This is a genomic window from Phaeodactylibacter xiamenensis (assembly GCF_965229835.1).
Taxonomy (GTDB): Bacteria; Bacteroidota; Bacteroidia; order Chitinophagales; family Saprospiraceae; genus Phaeodactylibacter; species Phaeodactylibacter xiamenensis.
In genome coordinates, this window is record NZ_OZ245931.1 from 4,676,032 (window position 1) to 4,699,761 (window position 23,730).

The following is a 23,730-nucleotide window of genomic DNA, read 5'->3' on the forward strand; positions in this document are numbered from 1 at the left end:
TATTCCGTGCAGGGCATTTTACAGCCCTCTTCAGCGGTCTTCAGTCCCCCCCCTCCCAGACCGTCTTCATTGCCCGGAAGGGCCATTATTCATTAACCGATTGATAGCAAGCCGGTCAACTGACCCGGTATTGCCTGTAAACCGTATTGTCAAAATCAATTAACCATGCACAACTTATTTAACCTTCGAAAAAAGCAGTACCCCCCACAGCCTGCGCTTCTGATGAGCCTGTTACTGGCGATTATGCTATTCGCAATCAACCAGGCCCGGGCCACTGATCATGGTACGGAAGCTTACCAGATGCCTACTTGCTCGGCACCTGTACTGAACCCGGTACAGTACAATTGCAACGGGTCGGTGACAATAAGTTGGGCATCAGCTCCTGGTGCGAATACCTATTCTGCCGATATTATGAATCAGGGTAATCCTGTCCTTGATTTTGCGAATATGACGGATACCTTCTTTACGGTAGCTCCCGGCTCACTTACACCCGGCACGGATTACACCTTCGCAGTGACCTCAGAGTGCGATAACAGCACTGCGGCTTCCATTCAGGGCATTATTGAGGGTGGTGAGATTCAAAACCTGCTGCCGGTGTTGAGCGTTGCCGGCTCAGAAGGGACATCCTGCCCGGAGGCAACGGATGGTATGGCCATGCTCGTGGTCAATGATCAAAGCTGCGGTGCTGTTTACAGCATCACGGTCAATGGCGTGACGCAGAGTGCAACGAGCAGTAACTTCGTTACTTTTAGTAACCTGGCCGTAGGAAGCTATACGGCGACGCTAACTTTAGTTGACCCAGGTACGTGCAACCTGAACAGCAGCTGTGTGGATGGCATAAGCGTAGATTTCTCTATTGCCTCTACAGATGACGAGATGCCATCGCTTGATATTACCTCCAATATCGGTATTACACCACCAGCTACCTCTACCTTCAACTTGCCGGAGGGCAATTGTGGCTTACAGTTCTTGTGGTTGATTACTACCAGCGATAACTGCAACAATGCTCAGGTGAGTGCTACCATTCAAACCTTTACCAATAATACAGCTGTATTTCCAGGGGGCAGTGTCAGCCTGATTAATACCGGCGATGCCTATGTGTTGGAGGGGTTCGCTGCCATTGGTACTAATATACTCACCATCACTTCGTCAGATCAGGATGGCAATCAGGTTACGGCTGAATTCGAAATCGAGATTGTAGACAACCGGCCTCCGGTCTTTCAGGGCCCTGACGGCCTGTTGGTACAGACCCCTTCCTGTGATAATGAAGTGCCCGTCAACTGGTCAGTTATCGCTATTGATGATTGCGATATAGATGCCGAAATCATTCAAACGCAGGGCCCTGCCTCTGGTTCTTATCTGAACCCTGGCACCTACACTGTCGGCTATGAAGCCTTTGATGATTATGGCAATACGGCTATCTACAGCTTTGATATTACAGTGGTACAGGGAGACAGCCCGGCGCCGATCGTGGACGTAAGCGGCAATACACAATATACGGTAACAGCCTGTGAGACGGATGCATTTGTCATCTTCTCCGGTAATATTTTTGACTGCAACATCACGCCGGGCACTAACGTGCAGCCCGATATTGAAGTAACAGGTGCGTCTTTGAATGTAGGGTATACCAATGTGCAAAGCGGCTTTGCCTACTTTGAGCTTTCCGGGTTTCTGGACCCTGGGTTCTACGGTGTCAATGTATCTTATCAGGGCGTGGAAGTGAGCAACATCCTGCTGGAAGTTGTGCAGGAAGCAGATCTTCCGGCGGAGATTGCCTTACCCGGTAACTTCACCTACGCATTGCCTTACTGCCAGGATTCTCTTTGGATCAACATGCAGGTGCAGGTTACTGATGATTGCGATGAAGTCATCAGCAGCGATGATCTTACCACTACCCTCAACGGCAATCCCCTTGATTTTGATGCCGACCTTTCGGAGCAGGGGAATTTTGTCTACCCGATATTGCTGACGCCAGATTTAGACAGCGCAGAACTACTGGTTATTTATAACGATGGAGCGGGCAATACCACAGAGGCATTCACCCGGCTCAATGTAACCAACAAGCCAGATACGATTGCCCCCATCATCATTTATCCTAATCAAAACCTGCAACAGCATTTAAATGCCTGTGCAGAAAGCCTGACTGAAGTGTGCTTTCAGGTGAAGGCAGTGGATGACTGCTCTGATGAGGTCCCCCCCTTTATTCAGCTTATTGGCTCCGGAGGTTCTTTATTTCCAGTGACCAATACGGTAGGCGATACCTACTGTGCCAATATCAACCCGGGCCTTTACACCGTGAATATTATTGCTACCGATGAGTACGGCAATACACGGCAGGAGTCCTTCAGTATTGGAATTACACAAGACACTGCTCAGCTGGTTAATCTGGCGTGCAATGATCAGATCAACGTAGTTACAGACGCGCAGTGCCAGCGCCTGATTACGCCAGATATGCTGCTCGACGGCAACTTTGGCTGCCTCACGGATGCGGACTTTAGCATTAGCATCGACGACGTGGACCCTTCCAACGGGGGGATTCTCGACGGGCATGGCCTATTCTCTTACGAAATTGAACTCGCACCTGGTGTGGATGTTGGTAACGGCTTTATCCCCTGCTGGGGCTATGTTAAAGGCATTGATAACAAAGCGCCCGAACTTACTGCCCCTGCTGATACCGATGAGGCTGTCATTAGCACTAATGGATTTGTGCTGCAAGGGAGCCTGGCAAATACCATGCCTACGCTCAATGCGCCCACTTACATTTGCCTGGACGGCTTGAGCGGCAATAGTACCCGTTACTACAACCTGCAAACGGTGGAAGTGGACGCAACCGGGTTTTATACTTTCCTGGTGACTTCCGACTTTGCAGACGGGCTCGTAGCCATGGCGCTTTTTGAGGGGAGCTACAGTGCTTCTAACCCTTGTCACAATATTGTCGCGGAGGGCACAAATTTGCAAGGTACGACCGGCACGGGCATTCCTTATATTGCTTTAAATATACTGCTGACTGAAGGTACCACCTATACCCTGCTCACAAGTTCTCAGCAGCCGGCACAAACCGGTAACTACACCTATACTATCCTTGCTGACGGACCAGGTCAAGCCGGGCTTTTCGACACCACTTTCAACTCAGCGATGGTAGAAACCGTGACGTTCTCACCGTTTGTCCTTGCTCCCGTGACGTACAATCAACCGTTGTTTTGTGAAGACCTGGACTCCCTGCTCAATAACCCGAACAGCCTTCAGTATACCGGTTCACCGGTTATTGAAGATAACTGCGGGGATGTGGCGCTTTCTTTCGAAGATACCTACAGCCATATTGGAGGCGACTGTGGCGTCACGGTGATTACCAGGACCTTCACTGCGACTGATGCAGCGGGTAACAGTTCTACTGCGGTGCAAACCATTACCCTGCAACGCCCTGATCCTGAAGTGGATGTCAACCTGCCAACCAACAACCTGCCTATTGATTGCCAGGCAACTTACGCGACACTGCCTAACGGCTACCCCTCGCCGACAGTCACAGGCTACCCTTATATCAATACTGTTTTTGGGGTGGTAGAGCTCAATTATGCCTTCTGCGATGTAGCAGCTACTTTTCAGGATGGTGCCCAGATTCCACTCTGTGCAGGCGCTTATAAGTTTGCCCGCACCTGGCAAATATTTGACTGGTGCGACATGAGCACGCTCTATACTTATCAGCAGTGGATCAAGGTCGGCGACTTTTCCGCACCTATCGTAACCGCACCGGATATCGACTACAACGGAGATGGCGAAATTGATATGCCGGTCTTCTCTAACAGCCCCTTCAGCTGTGAGGCCGCCTTTGAGGCGCCACTTCCCGTAGTGGAGGAGAACTGCTCCGACTATGAAGTGCATACCGCTATTGTGCGGGAAGATATCGACAGCACATTTAACAGCAACGGCCAATTGATCGGTACAGAAACAGATACCGTAGTGGTGCGAGTCATCGGGTGGAATGCTCCGAGCCGTGTAGTCTCTGGCATTCCTATTGGTGACTATTACTTCCGCTACACGGTAACGGATGGCTGTGGCAACAGCACGACGCGGTTCTTCCCTTTCGTAGTGGAAGACAATGTAGCGCCGACGGCAGTTTGTGATCAGAATACAGTCGTTTCCATTGGTGGGCAGGACTACGGCCGTGTCTACGCCGAAGATATCAACAATGGCTCATGGGACAACTGCGGTGTAGAGAACCTGGCAGTCCGCCGCAATGGCTACAACAATCAAACCGCCAGCTGTGGGAACGATTTTTCCAACTTTGGCCCCTACGTAGACTTCTTCTGCTGCGATGCCGGGCAGCCTGTCATGGTAGAATTACGGGTTGTGGACGTCAATGGCAACATCAATACCTGTATGGTACAGGTGGTGCCAGGGGAACTTGCTGTGCCTGACTGTATTGCTCCGGCTGATGTTACCGTTGATTGTACAGACCTGCCACTGGCTTTTGACGTAGAAAACCCTGTAGCGCTTGAGCAGCTGTTTGGCACGGCGACCGCCAACGATAACTGCGGTGCCACCACTACGGAGCTGACACCAATTGTAAACATGAACTGCAATGCCGGCACCATTCTACGCCGTTTCACTGCCACAGATGGATTTGGTAACGTGAGCACTGGTGACTGCCAGCAGCTGATCACAGTAGAACAGGTGCACAATTATGAAATTCGCTTCCCGGCAGACAATGCCGCGGTTTGCGGGGCTACTCAGGCTGATACAGTTACTTATAGTGCTTTGGGTTGCGATATGCTTGCCGTTAGTTCAGAAGATGAAATCTTTGAGCCTACCAACGGGGAGTGCTACAAAATCTACCGTACCTGGCGGGTGATGAACTGGTGCCAGTACGATGGCGTAAGCGATCCTTTCATCGTGAGCCGTGATCCGGACTGCGATACGGAGAATGGCGAGGAAGCCGTATTTGTCCTGCACCGCCCGAATGGCTTTACCTACATCGACCGGGATAATGACGAAACGGAGCCCAACAATAATCCGCTTGCCAGCGAAAACCTTTGCCAGGGCTTTGACGACTACTGGCAGCGGGCAGACTACGATGGCGGTTTCTACCAGTACACACAGATTATCTCTGTCTTTGACGAAGCTACGCCAACCATCAACTTCACACCAGCTTCTCCTTTCTGTAGCCTGGACAACGAAACCTGTGAAGGCCAGGTGGACTACACCTTCAGCGTCAGCGACGATTGCGTGATGGGTACGGCCAATAACGACATTCTGGAAGTACGTGTATTTCTGGATGCCGGAAACAATGGTTCTTTGGATATGGAGCTTACACTAACCGATATGGTAGTAGCCAACTTCCCGAGCTATGAAATCACCGGGTCCTTTCCAATCGGTAGCCACCGCTTTGAGGTGCAGGTAAGCGATGGTTGTGGCAATAGCACGGTACAGAGCCTGCCTTTTGAAGTGGTTGATTGTGCAACACCTACATTGTCTTGCCTGAACGGGCTGGCAGTAGAGCTTGATGCCTACGACTCTGATGGTGATGGCGTGGCAGATAGCGGTATCGGTGATGTATGGGCAGATGACTTTGTGATCGGGGATCTTACAGACTGCTCCGGCGAAGTCACTTATTCTATCAACCGCCTGGGCGATCAGCCTAACGTAGATAGCACCGGCATCTATTTCAGCTGTGCAGATACTGGTCTCGTCATGGTGGAAGTCTATGCATGGGATCCTGTGGGCAACAGCACAAGCTGTGAAACCTTCCTCTTTGTACAGGATAATGCTAATTATTGCAGCGGTGCTCAGCCTACTGCTGCCGCAGCGGGCAGTATTGAAACACCGGCAGGCGCCCATGTGGAGGAAGTGGAAATTAACCTGAGCGGACAGAACGGCGGATGGCTGGTGACGGGTGCAGATGGTTCCTTTACCTTTGAAGGGCTCACACCGGGGCAGGACTACACTGTCACCCCGTCACGGGATGGTGATGACCTGAATGGCGTTTCCACCTTCGACCTCCTACTTATGAATAAGCATATTCTGGGTATTCAGCCCTTTAGTACGCCTTACCAGATTATTGCAGCAGACGTCAACAACTCGGGCAATGTGTCCACACTTGACATGATCGTACTGCGGAAGCTCATCCTGGGCGACGAAGTGGAACTGACCAACAACAGCAGCTGGCGGTTTGTAGAGGCAGATTACATCTTCCCCAATCCATCCAACCCCTGGGCAGAGCAGTTCCCCGAGGTGCTGAACATCAATGATATCCCTCAGGCAGGCATTGCTAATGCCAACTTCGTAGCAATTAAGATTGGGGATGTCAATGGCGATGCCCAGCCTAACAACCTGGTAGGTATTGATGAGCGAGACTTTGACGGGGTCTTCGTCCTCAACCTGGAAGACCGTCGATTGGAAGCCGGCGATGAGCACACCATCTATATCACATCCGAGGATATCCAGTCAGTAGGTGGTTACCAGGGTACGCTTTTCTTCGAAGAAGAGGCGGTAGAGCTTATGGATGTCATCCCGGGCCGTATGGACTCGAAGTATATCGGTACCTCCTTCACGAGCCACGGTATGGTTACCCTGAGCTGGAATAAGTCAGAAGATGAACTGGCCGACTATTTTGGGCCGAATGACGTCTTATTCTCCATCAAGCTGCGGGCAAAGTCAAACCTGATTCTCAGTGAAGTAATGCGGACAAATTCCCGGGTGACCATTGCGGAAGCCTACAGCGAGCGTGGTGACTTGTATGAGTTCGGGCTTGAGTTTTACGGCCGCATAAACGGAGTTAATGCCAATGACCGGTTTGAGCTGCACCAAAACTACCCTAACCCCTTCCGCGACGAAACCGTAATTGGCTTTGAATTACCTGAGGCAGCACGCTATTTACTGACCATCAGTGATATAGCGGGGCGTGTGGTCAAGACGATCGAGCAGGATGGCCAAAAGGGGTACAATGCGGTCACGCTAAATAAAGCGGGCTTACCCGAAGGTATATTGCAGTACACCTTGCAGGCCGGAACGCATGTGGCAACAAAGCGCATGATGATATTGGCAGACTAAGGATTCGGGCCTGTGCCAAACGATAAATATAGTGTTTCATGATGATGCCGGGCGTACAGAATGTGCGCCTGGCTTTTTCATGTGGTATACCGGACAAAAAAATGGGGATGCCCCGGAAGGCACCCCCAAAAATGGATTATTAAGGGTAAGCAAGTTTATGAATTCACCTGCTTATCGCAATTTTCATTAGATTTTATTAATGTAGGTTTTGTATAGACCATGGATTAGGATTTTTTGCCAGATCAAAGAGCGCCCGGAACCTCGTAGCCTTAGCTACGAAGGTGAGGACGTGATGCAGAGCTGGCGAAAAAGGCAATTCAGGGGCATACAAAATTTACTTTAATAAAATCTATTAATACCGGTTATTGTTATCCCGGTCATTGTCCTTTCGGTAATCGTCGCGTCGTCCGCCACTGTAGTCATCGCGGTCCCGTCGGTCACGCCCTCCACCGTAATCATCTCTGCGCCCGCCGCTGTAGCCGCCGCGGTCACGCCCGCCGGCATAGTCATTTCTGCGTCCGCCACCGCCACCGTAGCCCCCACGGTCGCGTCCGCCACCGTAGTCATCTCTGCGCCCGCCGTAGCCACCACGGCCCCGTCCACCGCCGCCGCCGCCGAAACCGCCGCGTCCGCCACCACCACGCTTTTCGCGAGGCTCTGCTTTTTTCACTACAATTGTGTTGCCGTCCAGGTCAGACTCGTTAAGCGCTTCGATTGCACTCATAGCCTGCTCGTCATCTGGCATTTCTACAAAGCCAAAGCCCCGGGATTTACCGGTAAAGTGATCATTAACGACTTTGGCGGAGTCCACCTCTCCGTAAGCTTCAAAAGCAGTGCGCAGACCATCACTGTCTGTATCAAAATTAAGCTTAGCAACAAAAATATTCATCACAAAAAAGTTGAAAAAGTGATTAGGAAAAGGTTGAAAATGAAAATCAGGGCTTACTACCCTCGTATACCGGGCGCACATATGGTGCGAAAAGCTTCTTATTGCATCAGTCTTGAGTTATTGGAGGCCTTTAAATATGGGCGGTCAACAGAAGGCTGGCTTAATAAGGCTGGTTGATGTTAGGTATAGCTGATTATGCGGAATAATTTTTTAAACTGTCATGCATGATGTGGTTAAAATGTGCATCGGTTATTACTATGGCTTAAATGAATCGGCTGAGTACATTGTGCAACGTTTTCTCAATTATACACTTCTATTGCATTGTATAAATACCCTCTCAATATAGGATAATTTCGGAATAAAAATCAAGTCAGGTTTAAAATGTGCAGAAGAAAGCGGTGTAAATAGCATGCAGTGGACTTCCCGTGCAGAAGCAGCCACGGATAAGTTTTGTACTTCTAAACCAGTAGTTTTGTGAATTGAGCGTGGCGCATTAGTTTCCAGGCACATGGGTGGTGGCAAACAACCGTTTGATACTATACTTGCCTACACCGTTGGCCCAGACCATGAGGAGCCCGCCCACGATGGCAATATTTTTCATAAACATGATAGATTCCAGCCGGCGTTCTGGTTCCGGATCCAGCCAAAAAGCATGTACAATAAAGGTGACAGGGATCCAGTAACAAAGGAGCATGAACATCGCAAGGCCGGTCCGGTAGCCAATAAGCAGCAGGGTGCCGCCCAGCGTGAGTAAAACGATGGCGCCCAACAGTTGCAGGTCCTGATGCCATTCCAGGCCATAGGCCGTCATCTTCTGTTTGGTGGCTTCGTAGTAGAAAATGGAGTCGTAGGCCTCATATAAAAAAATAAAGGCCAATAGTCCTCTGCCCAGTAAATCCAGAATATCTTTCATCGGCTGTTATTTTTTAGCGGCCGCAAGGTAGGGTATTTTAGGGGATGAATGAGCTTACCGCAGTACAGGGGCCAGGAATTTTTTTACAGCACGGGCTACATTCTGGCCATCCATTGCTGCAGAGATGATCCCGCCTGCGTAGCCTGCACCTTCACCGGCAGGGAAAAACCCCCTGACTTCGCTATGCATGTAAGTGTCGCGGTCCCGGGGGATTCTGATAGGCGAGCTTGTCCGGCTTTCTGTCCCAATCACGTTCGCTTCTTCAGAGTAGTACCCTTTCATTTTCTGACCGAAAATCTGTACGGCTTGCCGCAGTTTATCTGCAATGGAGGGTGGCAGCAATTCATGCAGGGGGGCAGCATAGAGCCCGGGTATATAGGAAGAGCCATTCAGATTACCGGACACTTTGCCCTTTACAAAATCAGTCAGGCGCTGTGCCGGGGCTTTTTGGCTGCCATCGCCGTGGTTGAAAAGGGCTTGCTCAACGCTTTGCTGGAAAGCCAGCCCGGCGAAAATACCGTGCTGCCGGAAAGGCGCGAGGTCTTCCAGTTCTACGGCGACTACCGTTCCCGAGTTGGCATAGGGGGAGTCCCGTTTGGACATAGACATCCCATTGACGACGATCTCTCCGGGTGCCGTTGCTGCCGGGACCACCAGTCCTCCGGGGCACATGCAGAAGGAGAAGACGCCCCGGTCGCCCACCTGGCAGGCCAGCCGGTAGCTGGAAGCCGGCAGTGCTGCCTCTCGCTGCCGCTGATTGTACTGTATCTGGTCGATTAGTGGCTGGGGATGCTCAATTCTCACGCCAAGGGCGTAAGGTTTGGCCTCAAGCCTGACTCCCTTTTGATGAAGCAGGTAGTAAATGTCCCGCGCAGAGTGCCCTGTTGCCAGAATGACAGCTTCTGCGGTGTGCTCTGAATTATTGTTGACGGTTACGCCTTTGATGGCACCGTCTTCAATGAGGAAATCGGTGACGTTGCTGTCAAAGTGTACCTGCCCGCCATAGTGCTCGATAGTGGAGCGAATATTGCCGACAATCTTAGGGAGTTTGTTGGAACCAATATGCGGGTGAGCATCAATCAGAATATCGGATTTGGCACCATGTTCCACCAGCAGGCGCATGGCTTTTTCGATATTACCTCGTTTATGAGAACGGGTATACAGCTTGCCGTCCGAATAGGTGCCTGCACCACCTTCTCCGAAGCAGTAATTGGAGTCAGGGTTTACCTCACCGAATTGCTGAATAGCACGGAGGTCCCGGCGCCGCGCACGGACATCTTTTCCCCGGTCAAATACGATAGGCTTCAATCCCAGCTCGATAAGCTCAAGTGCAGCGAAGTAGCCTGCAGGCCCTGCACCCACTATAATGACTTCCGGAGCTTCATCCACCATCCGAAAGCGGTCGAGGATAGCGGGTTCCGGCTGATAGCGCTCGCCCGCATAGACAGCTACGCGCAACCGGATAGCTGGCCGCTTACCCCGTGCATCGATTGACCGCCTGAGCAGGTGGACCTCCTCGACGGTATCGGCGGGCAGGCGGCATTTTTGTATAGCCCGGCTGCGTATGATTGATTCGTCCTGAGCTTCAGAGGGGCTCAGCTTAAGTTCTAATTCTTTAACCATTGTCGTCGTTCTGCGTGCGGGGTGCAGTGCTTGTATTGGTGGAATCGGCAGGGCTGGGCTGTACCGCCTCGTGCAGCTGCTTGTCCACGTCCATTTTTTCCCGGTTGAGTTTTTTGCGCTGGGGCTGCTGCTCCTGGTGCGCTTCCGGCTTTTCCCAGACAGTGGTAGACTGCTGCACAAAGTAATCGGGGATGTAAATCCGGCTGTGCACCTTCTCCTCAGCTTCCACATCTTCCAGTTTAATCACCCGGCGAAGCAAGTCCTTGCTGCTGACGATCAGGCTGTCGCTCTGAGGGGCAGTGATGAAATCATAGCGGCCTTCTTCCAGGAAGAAGTCAAACACGCCACGGGAAGCCTTGGACATCTCCACCTGTGTTTCCGTCATTATAGTATTGCCAGCCCAGGGGATCACATCGTAGGAGTCGCCTTCATAGATATTGAACACCAACAGGTTGGCGGTTTCCGGTACTTCAAAAACCTTGTGAAGAGTCTTTTTGAGCTGTGCCTGAGCCTGACTGCCCAAGAGGAGCAGCCCTATTATTATCCAACCGATTCTCATTGATTCTGCAAATTTGAGCGCCAAAGGTAATATGAACATCACTCTGGCAAAAATAAAAGGTGTGCTCCGGTTTTTCGGCAGCACACCTTTTATAACGTTCAACTCTTTTCAAAAGTTGCTCGGCCTGAGTTTACAGTGAGGAGGCAGTCTCTTCAGTTATTTCTTCACTCTGTAATGGCGAAAAAGCTACATTGCGCGGCTTCTTTATGACAAAAGAAATCCGGTCATTCAGAGGTTGCCCGCCAATTGTGATTTCCCGGCCCAGATTGGGCGCTACGATATTGAAAGTACCTTCGGCTTCGTCGGCGTTCAGGTTGTACCGCCCCGCGCGTACGAGTGACTTCAACAAGGCTTCCGAGCCTCGGTCGAGCTCAATGTGCATTTGTACGCGCATGAAGGGCTGATCCCAGTCAACGACCTCTACCGGAGCATCAACATTCAGGGATACGGTTTGCAGCCCGCCTAAATTAAAGGATTTGACCAACGTCTTCTCCACCTGTTGCCCAATCAGGGTGGTGGTGGCGAACAGGAGGAGGATGGTCAGTGTGGAATTGTAGATATTGCTTTTTCTCATAGTTCCTCCTTTTGGTTTGGGTTTAAAAGTAAAATACACAATTTTTTTGTTAAAAACAAGGCTTGGGTAGTGTATTATTTTGTGATTTTCATTGTGAGCGCAATCGCGTTCAACAGCAAAGTGTAATCACTGCTTTACAATACAGACCCGGCTTATGTCAAAAACGCTGCCTGCCAGATAGGTTTAAATGATAGCTTTTCGGATATTGACCAGCCGTTCAAGCAAAGGCTCGAGTTGATCTAGCGGTAGCATATTGGCGCCATCAGACTTCGCAGTAGATGGAGTGGGGTGCGTTTCTATGAACAAACCGTCTACACCGGCAGCGATACCCGCTTTGGCGATGGTGCTAATCATAGCCGGGCGGCCTCCGGTTACTCCGGAAGTCTGATTGGGCTGTTGCAGGGAGTGCGTACAGTCTAAAACGACAGGAGCGCCAAGGGATTGCATAGTCGGAATACCCCGGAAATCAACGATCAGGTCCTGATAGCCAAAGGTGGTGCCCCGTTCAGTGAGAAGGACCCGCTCGTTGCCAGCGCCCCGCACTTTATCAGCAGCAAATTGCATAGCATCAGGGCTCAGAAACTGGCCTTTTTTAATGTTAACCACTTTACCGGTCTCAGCCGCTGCGACCAGCAGGCTGGTTTGGCGGCAAAGGAAAGCCGGGATCTGAAGCACATCCACATACTGTGCAGCCAAAGCTGCTTCCGGCTCAGAGTGGATGTCTGTAGTGACCGGAATTTGAAACTTTTCACCAACGGCTTTCAGGATGCCAAGCGCTTTTTCGTCACCAATCCCAGTAAAGGAATCGATGCGGGAGCGATTGGCTTTGCGGTAGGAGCCCTTGAAAATGTAAGGAATTTCCAGTCTTTCGCAAATGGCATTGACCCGCCCGGCAATTTCGAAAGCCATATCTTCTCCTTCGATGGCGCAAGGGCCGGCGATTAGAAAAAAAGACTGCCCGTCGGTGAATTTCAGTTTTGGAATATGCTTCAGTTCCATAGTTATTGTTGCTTGCAGGAGTTTTGTTAGCAAAGGGTCATTTAAAAACCCGGAATGCCAGCGCAAAGTTCCTACAGACGGAAACTAACGCCTACGTTCAGCAGGCTGTTGCCATAGCCAACCTCGCCAAAGAAGCCCAGGTTGCTTTTAGGGTAATAAGTCGCACCGATAAAAGCGCTGTAGATCAGAGCGTTGTTATTAGCTTCCGGACGGATAAAGGAAGGCTCGTCGCCTTTGCTCTTAGGCTGCCCGTCGATGGATTCTTCTACGGTTGCCATATCGTAGCCGAGCATTCCGCCACCGTAGATGTTAAACTTTTCGCCTACCTGCCCGTGCGCAGTTGCACGAAGGCCGGCCTGGAAAGATTCATTGGAAATGTCTTGTACCGCACCGGTAGGAAGGATACGGCCGTTGCGCTCAAAGGAGGCATAAGCAGCATAGGCACCCAGGCTGAAGTTGGGAGACAGGCGGACGTCCATGCGCAGATTGACCGGAGGAGCGATAGTGGTCGCGCCGTCTTTAGCATAAGTGGAAATTACGCCAACACCAGCCGCCAGTTCTATATCGCCAGGCTTAAAGGAAAGTTGAGCAGAAAGGGTAGTGAGGCTTGCCAACACCAGGGTGCAAATAAGGGTTAGATTTTTCATCGGATTCTCGTTTTTAGCTTTTTGCGGTTTTGTTGCCGCAAATGTAGGTGCAAATGGTGTAGGAGTCAAGTCAATAGTCAGAATTTTATTTTGATTTAACCTTGATTTAAACCTTGTTAAAAAATTTAATTAAACAAAAGATGGAATTCAGTGGATTTAATTTTTAGCAAAATTAAATTTCGATATAAAAATAGGCAGGGGGGGAAGAATCGAAATCTAATTTTTTTGCCCTTATTTCCGCTTATTAACGGCCCCCGTTTACACTTTAGTATAGGGTGGCTGTTTTTTGCTAATGAAAAGCAAATTAAGGTGCCGGGCACTGACTAAAATCAAAGAGTGGCCGAAAAAATCATGACATTCATCAGTTTGCTGAAACAATATCAAAGTTGCCCTCTTTGTACATAGAAATACGGAGTTTATGCGCCTTCTTATCCTGCTCATTTTGTTACTTGTTTTTGATGGTTATGCCTTTATGGCTGTGCGCACGCTCGCCCACAGCTGGCAGCCGAGCCTGCGGTACCTGCTATACGGTATTTACTGGGCAGTGCCAGTGCTTTTGCTGACCTGGATGCTGGGCAGTGATGCAGGGTGGTTTGAAAACTGGCCAAAATCAACGGTAACTGTCGTTCGCACCTTGTTTTTCATTGTTTACATTTCCAAAATGCTGGTTGCTGCTGTAATGGTGGTCGATGACCTTCGGCGGCTCATTGGCTGGTTGGCAACTCAGTTGGGCAGTGGTGTGGAGTTTAGCGCCGGCCGCTCCCGCTTCCTGGCTCAGCTGGGGCTGATGCTTGGTGCAGTACCCTTCTTTAGCCTTATATATGGTATGGTGCGCAATCCTTACCGCTACCGCCTCTTTACGGAGAAAGTCCGTATTCCTGGTTTGCCGGATGCGCTGCAGGGGCTCAAAATTGTACAGATTTCAGATATACACTCCGGCAGCTTCCTACACAAGGAACCGGTCCGTAACGCCGTAGACCTAATCAATGCACAGCAGCCGGACCTGGTCTTCTTTACGGGCGACCTGGTGAACAATAAAGCAGAGGAAGCCCAGCCCTTTGTGGATGTGTTTGACAAAATCAACGCCCGCTACGGAGCCTATTCGGTTCTAGGCAATCATGACTATGGAGACTACGTGCGATGGGGTACTGATTCAGAGAAAGTAGCCAATATGGATTTACTGAAAGATACCCACCGCCGTATCGGCTGGGACCTCCTGCTGAACGAACACCGTACCCTGGAGGTGAACGGTGCCAAAGTAGCAGTTATCGGTGTGGAAAATTATTCGACACATCCGCGCTTCCCCAAATATGGCGATCTGAAGCAGGCCACCGAAGGGCTTGGCATGGCTGACCTCAAGTTGCTGCTGTCGCATGACCCCTCGCATTGGGAAGGGGAAGTCACGAATGATTATCAGGACATCGCCATTACCTTTTCCGGGCACACCCATGGTATGCAGTTTGGGGTGGAAATCCCCGGGTGGATTAAGTGGAGCCCCATCAAATACGTCTACAAGCAATGGGCAGGTCTGTACCAAAGCGGGCGGCAATTCCTGTACGTCAACCGTGGTTTAGGCTACCTCGGCTACCCTGGCCGTGTAGGTATTCTACCGGAAGTTACGCTCATCGAATTGCAAAAAGAAGCTTAAGTCTTAATCATCGTAGTGCATGACCAAGAGGGGGACTGTCGTATGGAAAACAACCTGCTGAGTCACACTCTTATGGAAGAGGCGCTCCAGGAAGTTCCGGTGCATCGTGCCCATGACGATAAGGTCAGCCCGTATGTCACTGGCGTATTGTACGATACCTTCCTGCACGTTGGGGCATTCAATTTCCACTGAGTTGAAGCCAATAGCCGCTGTGCCATACAGCTGAGCCTGTTCGTACAATACCTGCTCCACGTGGTAAGGCGACTTGGTTTCGTTATCAATGTGTACAAAGTGGATATTGTTGATTTCGGGGCCGGTAATGGTGAGTAGTTTTTTCACCATTGCTTCATCTGCAGCCTGATAATTGCTGGCGTAAACCACCTCCTCGAAGTTGCCGCACTTGCAGTTACCGGGAACAAGCAGGACCGGGCAGTGGGCAAAGCGTGCCACGTGGGTGGAAACACTGCCAAAGGCTTTTTCCAAAAGGTTGCCTTCTCCGGTAGTGCCCATGATAATCAGATCGTACCCTTTTGACATCCTTACGATTTCTTCAGAAGCGAAACCAATATTCAGGATGGGTTTAGGCAGCGTTGCCACACTACTACCGCTATCCCGGGTATTGCCTTCGATGAACTGGTCGAGCAGCTCCCGTTTGATGCTGTCAAACTCGGCAGCGGGCATGTCGAGATAGGGGTTGGAATAGTCGAAGGAAGGGTGGTAGGCGTGCATGATGTCTACCTCCGCGTTTTGCCGTTCTGCAACAACCTGTGCAAATTGGCAGGCATTAGCAGCGGTGGCGGAAAAATCTGTGGGGACCAGTATCTTTCTCATAAGGCAGGGCATTTAATCAATAAAGGAGCGGTCAAAAAACACTGCGCCCGCGTGAGCTTCAGGCGGGCGCAGGAGGGCACAAAGCTGTTGCGCCCCTGTAATGACTGCTAATGTTGTTTCTTGCTTTCCAGAATTTCTTTCGGTGTAACTTTGGTAGCGGCAATGGCTTTAATGATGTCAAAGGTGGTTAGAATGCCTTCGAGCTCACCATTTTCGCTGACTACGGGAACGGCATGGAAGCGGTTCTCCAGGAACACTTCCAGTGCTACGTTGATGCGGTCATCCGGAGAAAGCTTGGCAATCCCCTTAGTCATAATGTCTTCCACGTTGTAGGCCCGCATGCGTGCTTCATTCACAAAGCGGTCTTCCTGGTTGCGGTTGAAGCCGCGCAGGAAATGCATGAAGTCAGTCTTGCTGATGATGCCCACCAATTCCTTGTAGCGGACTACCGGAACATGGTGGATGCGGTTGTTGTCGAAAATTTCCTTCACGGCGGTTAGCTTATCACCGGTGCTTACAGTGATGAGTTTGGTTGTCATGATACTCTTGACAGGATCTAGGACGTTCATTGCTTTAGTTTTTTCGTATTAATGAGGCAATTGGCTTTTACACTGCTAATATGCGCAAAACATCGTTGAGGGCTGTTGACATCCGTCATAGCAGTTTTATGATTTTCATCATTATACGGTTTTCCTTCTTTTCTAGCGTGGAGTTTGTATTTTTGTTTTCTCTATTTGACCTGATATCAGCCGGGGACTTGCCGGTATCTAAACAGTTGCTTTTCTTTCTATGAGGTTATTGATCATTTTTGCTTGTTGCTTATTTGTAGGGTTTGCTTTTGGCCAGGATTCTATTGAAGACCTGAAAAAGCAACTGGAGCAGGCGGGTAGCAGCAAAGAAAAAATGTACCTGCACTACGACCTGGCTGAGGCTTACCTGCGCAGCAATACGGAGGCTTCTATTGAGCAGGCTAAACTGGCGCACCGGTTAGCTACGGAAATCAATAACTCCAGTATGGGTGCAGAAGCGGCCTTTCTGGCCGGTCGGGGCTATGAGCGCGACCGCGATGAGCGGAACGCAGAGGTCTGGTACCGTACTGCTTTGGCCAAAGCGAAGGATGCCGGGGATTCTGACCTCATTATCAAAAGCGTGGAACGCCGCAGCCGGCTCGCCGAAAAAGATCGTAACTATCGCAAGGCTTACCAGATTGTAGAAGAAGCGTTCAATTACTTCAGTCAGAACGGTACGAGTATCAGTGATCTGGAGCGCAAATATGAACAGCAGCGTAAGGCACTGGACCAGGAGCGGCAGCGTCTGCAGGCTGAAATTGACCGTCTTTCAGAAGAGAAGGATTTGCTGTCTTCCGACCGTGACCAGTTGCAACAGCAGCAGCAGCGCCTCGTGCAGGAAAAACAGCAAGTGGAGCAGGAGGTCAATAAAAAGGAGGAGCGCCTGGCTGATGTCTCTGCTGCAAAGGCGAAAGCAGATTCTCTGGCAGAAATCAATAAAAAGAAGTTTGAAAAGCTGTCTGCTGCAGAGGCTCAGCGGGAAGCGGTCCTTCAGGCTCAAAAAGCAGACCTTGCAGAAGCTAAGCTCGAAGCCGAACGTAGCCGCCGCGAAGCGGAGCGCAACAAAGAGCAGCGCAACCAACTTATGATCCTGGCTGGTTCGGGTATCCTGTTGACTTTACTTTTGCTGGTACTCTTCCTCATCAGCCGCCGCAACCGGCAGCAGCTCAAGGACAAAAACCGCATGATCGAGCAGGAGAAGGAGCGCTCCAATGAACTGCTGCTGAACATCCTGCCTGCCAATATTGCCGAGGAACTGCGAGAGTACGGCAAAGCTCAAACCCGCAAGTACGACGAGGTAACTGTGCTCTTTAGTGACTTCATTAATTTCTCCAGGATATCTGAGCAGCTTTCGCCGGAAGAACTGGTGGAAGAACTGGACCGCTGTTTCAAGGGTTTCGACTTTATTATCGGCAACTATCCGGAAATTGAAAAAATAAAAACGATAGGCGATGCCTACATGTGTGCTTCCGGTTTGGATAACCGAAAAACCATGCCGGGCAGTATGATCAAGGCAGCACTGGAAATGCAGGAGTACCTGGAGGAACAAAAACAGGAGCGTATGCGCCTGGGCAAGCCCTACTTCGAGGCTCGGATTGGCATACACACGGGCCCTGCCGTAGCAGGTGTGGTGGGTGTGAATAAATTTGCTTACGATATATGGGGCGATACGGTAAACACTGCTTCCCGCATGGAGACCAACGGGCAGGCCGGTCGGGTGAATATTTCAGAAGCAACTTACAACCTGATCAAATACCAGTTTGACTGTGAATACCGGGGCAAAGTACAGGCTAAAAATAAAGGCCTGATCGATATGTACTTTGTCAAAGGAGCCCGTGCCGGGGCTACTGTTTCTGCTTAACATAAAACTCCGAAGACTTACTGCTTTGTCCTGGCTTTCGTTGTTTGGACGGTTGCTATCGCCTTGTTTGTCGGCAAGTGGCTGGCAATTTTGTACAATTCTCCGGCCGAAAATACCGTTCTTGCCCTTGCAACCATCCGCACACCCAATCCTGAATCTTTGAAATCAAAAGCTACCATGAGAATTAAGCTATTTTTGGCCGTTTTGGCATTGGCCGTTTTGCCTTCGGCTGTACTGCTAGCCCAGCAAGATTTGAGTACGCACTTTTTGCGGCATACCTGGCAGGCGAACCGCACGAATCCGGCATTTTTCCCGGAATATGAGATGGTGATTGGGCTGCCAGGCGTTTACAACAGCCTTTGGGTGGAAAACCTGACTTACAATACGCTTTTCGTTGAGGATGGTAATGGGAACCGGGTGCTGAATGTCGATCAGGCTATTCTCGGGATGGAGGACCGCAATGCCATACGCGAGAACCTCGATATTGAAACCCTAAGCCTGGGCGCGCGATTCGGGCCATTAGGGCTCAGCATTTCCCATACCTTTCGTTTCAACGCATTTATGGACTACCCAAAGACCTTGCCGCAGCTCATCTGGCAGGGCAATGCTCAGTTTATAGGAGAAGAAATTGAGTTCGCCCCCGATATAGATGTGCTAGGCTATCAGGAATTTGCGGTGGGGGCAATGATTGAAGTCAGTGATGCGGTGGTCATCGGTGGACGGGCTAAGCTCCTTTCAGGTGCCGGCAGCATCAACAGTAGCCGGAATCAACTTCGGCTTCGAACGGACAGCGAGGTTTACCAGTTGACGCTGAATGCTGATTATCAGGTCAACAGCGCTTCTTCTCTTACTTACGATGGCTTTGATGACATTCAGACCAACTTCGATTTTGGGACTTTCTCTGCAGAGAGCCTGTTTACGGGCAACACCGGGTTTGCTTTTGACCTGGGGGCGCATGTGAAGCTCGGCAAGCTTGAGCTGGCGGCTAGTGTATTGGATATTGGGGGTATTGACTGGGATGAGGAGGTTAACAATTACAGTCTTAAGGGCACCTATGAATATGAGGGGCTTGACTTTGCACAGCGGATTTTTGATGATAGTACAAGTTTCGGTTCCGTTCTGGATACACTTGAAGCCGTTTATGAAATAGAGGAAGGTTCAGAAGGTTTTCGGACCACCCTGCCTACCCGTTTTTACCTGAGCGCTACGTTGCGCCTGCGCGAAAACTGGACTGTAGGGGGACTTATTTTTAGCGAAAGCTATCGTGGCAACACCTACCCGGCCGCCGCCCTATCCTCTAACTTGCAGGTTTTGCCATTTCTGAATGTCGGAGGGATTTACTCCTGGCGCAACAACCGCTTTGATAACCTGGGGCTGAATGCTACCCTTAAAGCCGGGCCGGTTCAACTGGTTGCTGCCACGGATAATATTCTGACCGTTTTCCAGCCCAAAGACAGCAATGCCAGTCACCTGCGTCTTGGCTTAAATCTACTCTTTGCGCCCCGGGAAAGCGAAATGAAAGATGCGGGCCCTAAGTGGTTTTGATGAGTCCGTCCTTCAGCCGCTGTACCATCATGGTGAATATCCGTCGCACGGCTTCCTGTTCTAATGCAAGAAACTCGGTATATTCGGCTGTGGTGAACTGTCCAATTACCACACCAAGCAGCTGAAAGCGCAGCCGCTTATCTTTGCTGAGGCTGTGCTCAATTTGTGCCGCCTGATCCTGTGGGGACTGCTGTCGGAAACTGACTTTGCGCTTGTCCATCATGTGTAGAAAAACAGCCTGCAGCAGCTCATTCTGTAGTTTCAGCACAGGTCGGAGCGTCGCATTTTGGAAGCGCTCCGCAGGGGTGCTTTCAATATCCTTAGTTAGGACCTCAGGGCGTATACTGATTTTTTGATCGTCTGTCATTTTACACTTTTCCCATTTGAAAAAATATTCGCCAAAAAGGTTGCATGGAATAGAGTTAAAAATTTATCTTTGCAACCGCAAAAAGCAGAATGATGCTTTTATTTGATATGGCGTGGTAGCTCAGCTGGTTAGAGCGCCCGTACGGGAGGTCGAGAGTTCAAGTCCCTCTCTCACGTATGGGAAGCGATAGTTCAGCAATAGAGGACCGCCTCAAAGAGAAAAAATGGCGTGGTAGCTCAGCTGGTTAGAGCGCCCGTACGGGAGGTCGAGAGTTCAAGTCCCTCTTTCACGTATGGGAAGCGATAGTTCAGCAATAGAGGACCGCCTCAAAGAGAAAAAATGGCGTGGTAGCTCAGCTGGTTAGAGCGCCCGTACGGGAGGTCGAGAGTTCAAGTCCCTCTTTCACGTATGGGAAGCGATAGTTCAGCAATAGAGAACCGCCTCAAAGAGAAAAAATGGCGTGGTAGCTCAGCTGGTTAGAGCGCCCGTACGGGAGGTCGAGAGTTCAAGTCCCTCTTTCACGTATGGGAAGCGATAGTTCAGCAATAGAGAACCGCCTCAAAGAGAAAAAATGGCGTGGTAGCTCAGCTGGTTAGAGCGCAGCATTCATAATGCTGAGGTCGAGTGTTCAAGTCACTCTCACGCTACAAAGCCTTCACCGAAAACGGTGAAGGCTTTCGTTTTTACAGCCCCATTCCACCGGTATGTATTACTTCTACGTCCTCTACAGCCTGAAAGACAACCGCCTGTACAAGGGTGCGACCTCGAATTTGCTGCGCAGGCTACAGCAGCATAATGCTGGCGGGACCCGCTCAACGAAGCACCGCCGGCCGTTAATATTGCTGTACTTCGAAGAATATGCAGAGCAGTCGGCCGCGTTATCACGAGAGCGCTGGTCGAAGTCATTGGAGGGCGGTGCTGCTTTGCGGGAGCTATTAAAATCGGCGGGCTTGCTAAATGAAGAGGGCCAGATCAATCTGCCTGGGTAGTATAGCAGGTTAGAGCGCTGTATTCATAATGCTGAGGTCGCCCGTACGGGCTCACGCTACAAAGCCTTCACCGTTTTCGGTGAAGGCTTTCGTTTTTACAGCCCCATTCCACCGGTATGTATTACTTCTACGTCCTCTACAGCCTGAAAGATAACCGCCTGTATAAGGGTGCGACCTCGAATTTGCTGCGCAGGCTACAGCAGCATAATGCTGGCGGGACCCGCTCAACGAAGCACCGCCGGCCGTTAATATTGCTGTACTTCGAAGAATATGCAGAGCAGTCGGCCGCGTTATCACGAGAGCGCTGGTCGAAGTCATTGGAGGGCGGTGCTGCTTTGCGGGAGCTATTAAAATCGGCGGGCTTGCTAAATGAAGAGGGCCAGATCAATCTGCCTGGGTAGTATAGCAGGTTAGAGCGCTGTATTCATAATGCTGAGGTCGCCCGTACGGGCTCACGCTACAAAGCCTTCACCGTTTTCGGTGAAGGCTTTCGTTTTTACAGCCCCATTCCACCGGTATGTATTACTTCTACGTCCTCTACAGCCTGAAAGACAACCGCCTGTACAAGGGTGCGACCTCGAATTTGCTGCGCAGGCTACAGCAGCATAATGCTGGCGGGACCCGCTCAACGAAGCACCGCCGGCCGTTAATATTGCTGTACTTCGAAGAATATGCAGAGCAGTCGGCCGCGTTATCACGAGAGCGCTGGTCGAAGTCATTGGAGGGCGGTGCTGCTTTGCGGGAGCTATTAAAATCGGCGGGCTTGCTAAATGAAGAGGGCCAGATCAATCTGCCTGGGTAGTATAGCAGGTTAGAGCGCTGTATTCATAATGCTGAGGTCGCCCGTACGGGCTCACGCTACAAAGCCTTCACCGTTTTCGGTGAAGGCTTTCGTTTTTACAGCCCCATTCCACCGGTATGTATTACTTCTACGTCCTCTACAGCCTGAAAGATAACCGCCTGTATAAGGGTGCGACCTCGAATTTGCTGCGCAGGCTACAGCAGCATAATGCTGGCGGGACCCGCTCAACGAAGCACCGCCGGCCGTTAATATTGCTGTACTTCGAAGAATATGCAGAGCAGTCGGCCGCGTTATCACGAGAGCGCTGGTCGAAGTCATTGGAGGGCGGTGCTGCTTTGCGGGAGCTATTAAAATCGGCGGGCTTGTTAAATGAAGAGGGCCAGATCAATCTGCCTGGGTAGTATAGCAGGTTAGAGCGCTGTATTCATAATGCTGAGGTCGCCCGTACGGGCTCACGCTACAAAGCCTTCACCGTTTTCGGTGAAGGCTTTCGTTTTTACAGCCCCATTCCACCGGTATGTATTACTTCTACGTCCTCTACAGCCTGAAAGATAACCGCCTGTACAAGGGTGCGACCTCGAATTTGCTGCGCAGGCTACAGCAGCATAATGCTGGCGGGAACAAAAAAGGCCCTCCAAAGGGGAGAGCCTTTTAATCAATAAACCTTATTTATGCGAAGTTTTAATCCTTAGGGTTTAATGTAGCCAGAGCCATCGTTGGTCACGTAAAGCGATAATTCCTGGTGTACGAATACCTCGGTCTCTCTGAGTTGGTTCCATTGCCGGATTTGAGCTTCGGTGATGTTGAACCGCTTTGCTACATCGCCAATGGTTTCCCCCGGGCGTACCTTGTAGTCCATGTGGAAAGTATTGGGGTAGAGCAACTGATAATCCGGAGCGTACTGGCCTGAACGAGCTGCGATGAGCGGTTTGAGGTTCTTTATCCCTGCGGCTGGTAGCAACAGATAGTGGCCATCTTCACGCTTGGGGATAATGCTTCCCCGGTAAGCCGGATTCAGCTTGCGAATATCACTCACTGCTACGCCTGAAGCGTGTGCAATCTCTCCAAAAGTGAAGCGCTCGTAAAGCTTGATTCCACTGATTGACTGGTTGAAAACGCCACGGGAATCTGGCTTTAGGCCATGGTGGCTGTAGTAGTTGGTGATGTAGGCCGCAGCAATGAACCTTGGCACATAGTGACGGGTCTCCTCCGGAAGGAAGTTGGCAACCGTGTAGAAGTCCCGGCTGCCGGCTTGCTTAATCGCTGCATTGACCCGTACGGGCCCACAATTGTAGGCCGCAAGCACGAGCGACCAGTCCTTGTAGTGGCTATGCAGGCGGGATAGCATTAAGACGGCTGCTTCCGTTGACCGGTACACATCGTAACGCTCATCTACCTGATGGCTCACTTCGAGGTCGTACAAGCGTGCGGTAGGCCGAATGAATTGCCACAGTCCGGCAGCACCTGCATGAGAGGAAGCCGCTGTCTGCAGCTCTGTTTCAACTACAGGCAGATAGCGGAGCTCACGGGGAAGCCCGTGCAAGCTCAGGTAGTGCTCAAAAATGGGGAAAAAAGCCGTTGTGCGGCCAAGCATACGCTCCGTATCACGGTAGCCATCTGTGACGTAATCCTTGATGCGGTTACGCACTTCCAGGTCGTACCTGGCTTCGAAGGGAATAGTGAGGCGGTCGATCCGCTCTTTCACTTTGTCCTCTATCTCTGAAGACCAGCGAGCATTAAAGTCGCCCGATCGTTCGGAGAAGGGGTCAGATTTGGGCGTAGCGGTCAGGCTGTTCACTGCCAAAACAGCTACAATTGTCCATGGGAATTTCATGCCTTTGGGTTTTGCATGAAGCTTTACTGCATA

Annotated in this window: 20 protein-coding genes and 2 tRNA genes; 11 read left to right on the top strand and 11 right to left on the bottom strand. The window is 50.7% G+C overall.

Features of this window, described 5'->3' with window-relative positions:
- The first annotated feature begins 165 nt into the window (after window positions 1-165).
- Window positions 166-7,047, top strand: a complete 6,882-nt coding sequence (locus ACO08I_RS17925; protein ID WP_421946666.1) for a T9SS type A sorting domain-containing protein — start codon at window positions 166-168, stop codon at window positions 7,045-7,047.
- A gap of 352 nt (window positions 7,048-7,399) precedes the next feature.
- On the opposite strand, the gene ACO08I_RS17930 is transcribed toward ACO08I_RS17925, so the two are convergent.
- The 7 genes from ACO08I_RS17930 to ACO08I_RS17960 form a co-directional block, all read right to left on the bottom strand.
- Window positions 7,400-7,936: an RNA recognition motif domain-containing protein gene (locus ACO08I_RS17930; protein WP_421946667.1), complete on the bottom strand. Its 537-nt coding sequence runs from the start codon at window positions 7,934-7,936 to the stop codon at window positions 7,400-7,402.
- A gap of 493 nt (window positions 7,937-8,429) precedes the next feature.
- Entirely contained in the window at window positions 8,430-8,849 is a 420-nt protein-coding gene (locus ACO08I_RS17935) for a DoxX family protein (protein ID WP_044219090.1), read from the bottom strand.
- A 54-nt stretch (window positions 8,850-8,903) separates the two neighbouring features.
- The gene (locus tag ACO08I_RS17940) at window positions 8,904-10,472 is read right to left on the bottom strand and encodes an NAD(P)/FAD-dependent oxidoreductase (protein WP_421946668.1); all 1,569 of its coding nucleotides are present in this window, start codon (window positions 10,470-10,472) and stop codon (window positions 8,904-8,906) included.
- Complete coding sequence (locus tag ACO08I_RS17945; protein WP_282781635.1) at window positions 10,465-11,031, bottom strand: hypothetical protein; 567 nt, start codon at window positions 11,029-11,031, stop codon at window positions 10,465-10,467. The genes ACO08I_RS17940 and ACO08I_RS17945 overlap by 8 nt, the downstream gene beginning before the upstream one ends.
- Before the next feature lie 130 nt (window positions 11,032-11,161).
- A complete protein-coding gene (locus ACO08I_RS17950; protein WP_052515896.1) occupies window positions 11,162-11,605 on the bottom strand; it encodes a hypothetical protein in 444 nt (147 codons plus the stop codon).
- Window positions 11,606-11,788: 183 nt separating this feature from the next.
- Window positions 11,789-12,604 (bottom strand): 3-deoxy-8-phosphooctulonate synthase, encoded by an 816-nt coding sequence (gene kdsA, locus ACO08I_RS17955; RefSeq protein WP_044219096.1) that lies wholly within the window; start codon window positions 12,602-12,604, stop codon window positions 11,789-11,791.
- A 71-nt stretch (window positions 12,605-12,675) separates the two neighbouring features.
- Entirely contained in the window at window positions 12,676-13,251 is a 576-nt protein-coding gene (locus ACO08I_RS17960) for an outer membrane beta-barrel protein (protein ID WP_044219099.1), read from the bottom strand.
- Between the two features lie 418 nt (window positions 13,252-13,669).
- Between ACO08I_RS17960 and ACO08I_RS17965 the strand changes: the two genes are divergently transcribed.
- Window positions 13,670-14,899, top strand: coding sequence for a metallophosphoesterase (locus tag ACO08I_RS17965; RefSeq protein ID WP_282781630.1), 1,230 nt, complete (start codon window positions 13,670-13,672; stop codon window positions 14,897-14,899).
- A 3-nt stretch (window positions 14,900-14,902) separates the two neighbouring features.
- On the opposite strand, the gene ACO08I_RS17970 is transcribed toward ACO08I_RS17965, so the two are convergent.
- Both ACO08I_RS17970 and ACO08I_RS17975 read right to left on the bottom strand, forming a co-directional pair.
- Window positions 14,903-15,730 (bottom strand): universal stress protein, encoded by an 828-nt coding sequence (locus ACO08I_RS17970; RefSeq protein WP_282781628.1) that lies wholly within the window; start codon window positions 15,728-15,730, stop codon window positions 14,903-14,905.
- Between the two features lie 107 nt (window positions 15,731-15,837).
- A complete protein-coding gene (locus ACO08I_RS17975) occupies window positions 15,838-16,299 on the bottom strand; it encodes an HPP family protein (protein WP_282781626.1) in 462 nt (153 codons plus the stop codon).
- 220 nt (window positions 16,300-16,519) lie between these two features.
- Here ACO08I_RS17975 and ACO08I_RS17980 point away from each other — a divergent pair, with 220 nt between their 5' ends.
- Window positions 16,520-18,160, top strand: a complete 1,641-nt coding sequence (locus ACO08I_RS17980; protein ID WP_282781625.1) for an adenylate/guanylate cyclase domain-containing protein — start codon at window positions 16,520-16,522, stop codon at window positions 18,158-18,160.
- Between the two features lie 177 nt (window positions 18,161-18,337).
- Complete coding sequence (locus ACO08I_RS17985) at window positions 18,338-19,705, top strand: DUF5723 family protein (protein ID WP_282781623.1); 1,368 nt, start codon at window positions 18,338-18,340, stop codon at window positions 19,703-19,705.
- On the opposite strand, the gene ACO08I_RS17990 is transcribed toward ACO08I_RS17985, so the two are convergent.
- Window positions 19,692-20,072: a hypothetical protein gene (locus ACO08I_RS17990; protein ID WP_282781621.1), complete on the bottom strand. Its 381-nt coding sequence runs from the start codon at window positions 20,070-20,072 to the stop codon at window positions 19,692-19,694. The genes ACO08I_RS17985 and ACO08I_RS17990 overlap by 14 nt on opposite strands.
- A gap of 110 nt (window positions 20,073-20,182) precedes the next feature.
- On the opposite strand from ACO08I_RS17990, the gene ACO08I_RS17995 reads away from it, so the two are divergent.
- The 7 genes from ACO08I_RS17995 to ACO08I_RS18025 all read left to right on the top strand — a co-directional run bounded on the left by ACO08I_RS17995 (window position 20,183) and on the right by ACO08I_RS18025 (window position 22,518).
- Window positions 20,183-20,249, top strand: a tRNA-OTHER gene (locus tag ACO08I_RS17995).
- A gap of 396 nt (window positions 20,250-20,645) precedes the next feature.
- Window positions 20,646-20,719, top strand: a tRNA-Met gene (locus tag ACO08I_RS18000).
- Window positions 20,720-20,776: 57 nt separating this feature from the next.
- Window positions 20,777-21,061: a GIY-YIG nuclease family protein gene (locus tag ACO08I_RS18005; protein WP_421946669.1), complete on the top strand. Its 285-nt coding sequence runs from the start codon at window positions 20,777-20,779 to the stop codon at window positions 21,059-21,061.
- Between the two features lie 116 nt (window positions 21,062-21,177).
- On the top strand, window positions 21,178-21,462 hold the full coding sequence (locus tag ACO08I_RS18010) for a GIY-YIG nuclease family protein (RefSeq protein WP_421946669.1): 285 nt from the start codon (window positions 21,178-21,180) through the stop codon (window positions 21,460-21,462).
- A 116-nt stretch (window positions 21,463-21,578) separates the two neighbouring features.
- Window positions 21,579-21,863, top strand: a complete 285-nt coding sequence (locus tag ACO08I_RS18015) for a GIY-YIG nuclease family protein (protein WP_421946669.1) — start codon at window positions 21,579-21,581, stop codon at window positions 21,861-21,863.
- Between the two features lie 116 nt (window positions 21,864-21,979).
- A complete protein-coding gene (locus tag ACO08I_RS18020; protein WP_421946669.1) occupies window positions 21,980-22,264 on the top strand; it encodes a GIY-YIG nuclease family protein in 285 nt (94 codons plus the stop codon).
- A gap of 116 nt (window positions 22,265-22,380) precedes the next feature.
- Entirely contained in the window at window positions 22,381-22,518 is a 138-nt protein-coding gene (locus ACO08I_RS18025) for a GIY-YIG nuclease family protein (RefSeq protein ID WP_421946670.1), read from the top strand.
- Between the two features lie 33 nt (window positions 22,519-22,551).
- Here ACO08I_RS18025 and ACO08I_RS18030 read toward each other — a convergent pair whose 3' ends face one another.
- Window positions 22,552-23,697, bottom strand: a complete 1,146-nt coding sequence (locus tag ACO08I_RS18030) for a lytic transglycosylase domain-containing protein (RefSeq protein WP_282776279.1) — start codon at window positions 23,695-23,697, stop codon at window positions 22,552-22,554.
- Window positions 23,698-23,730: the final 33 nt, after the last annotated feature.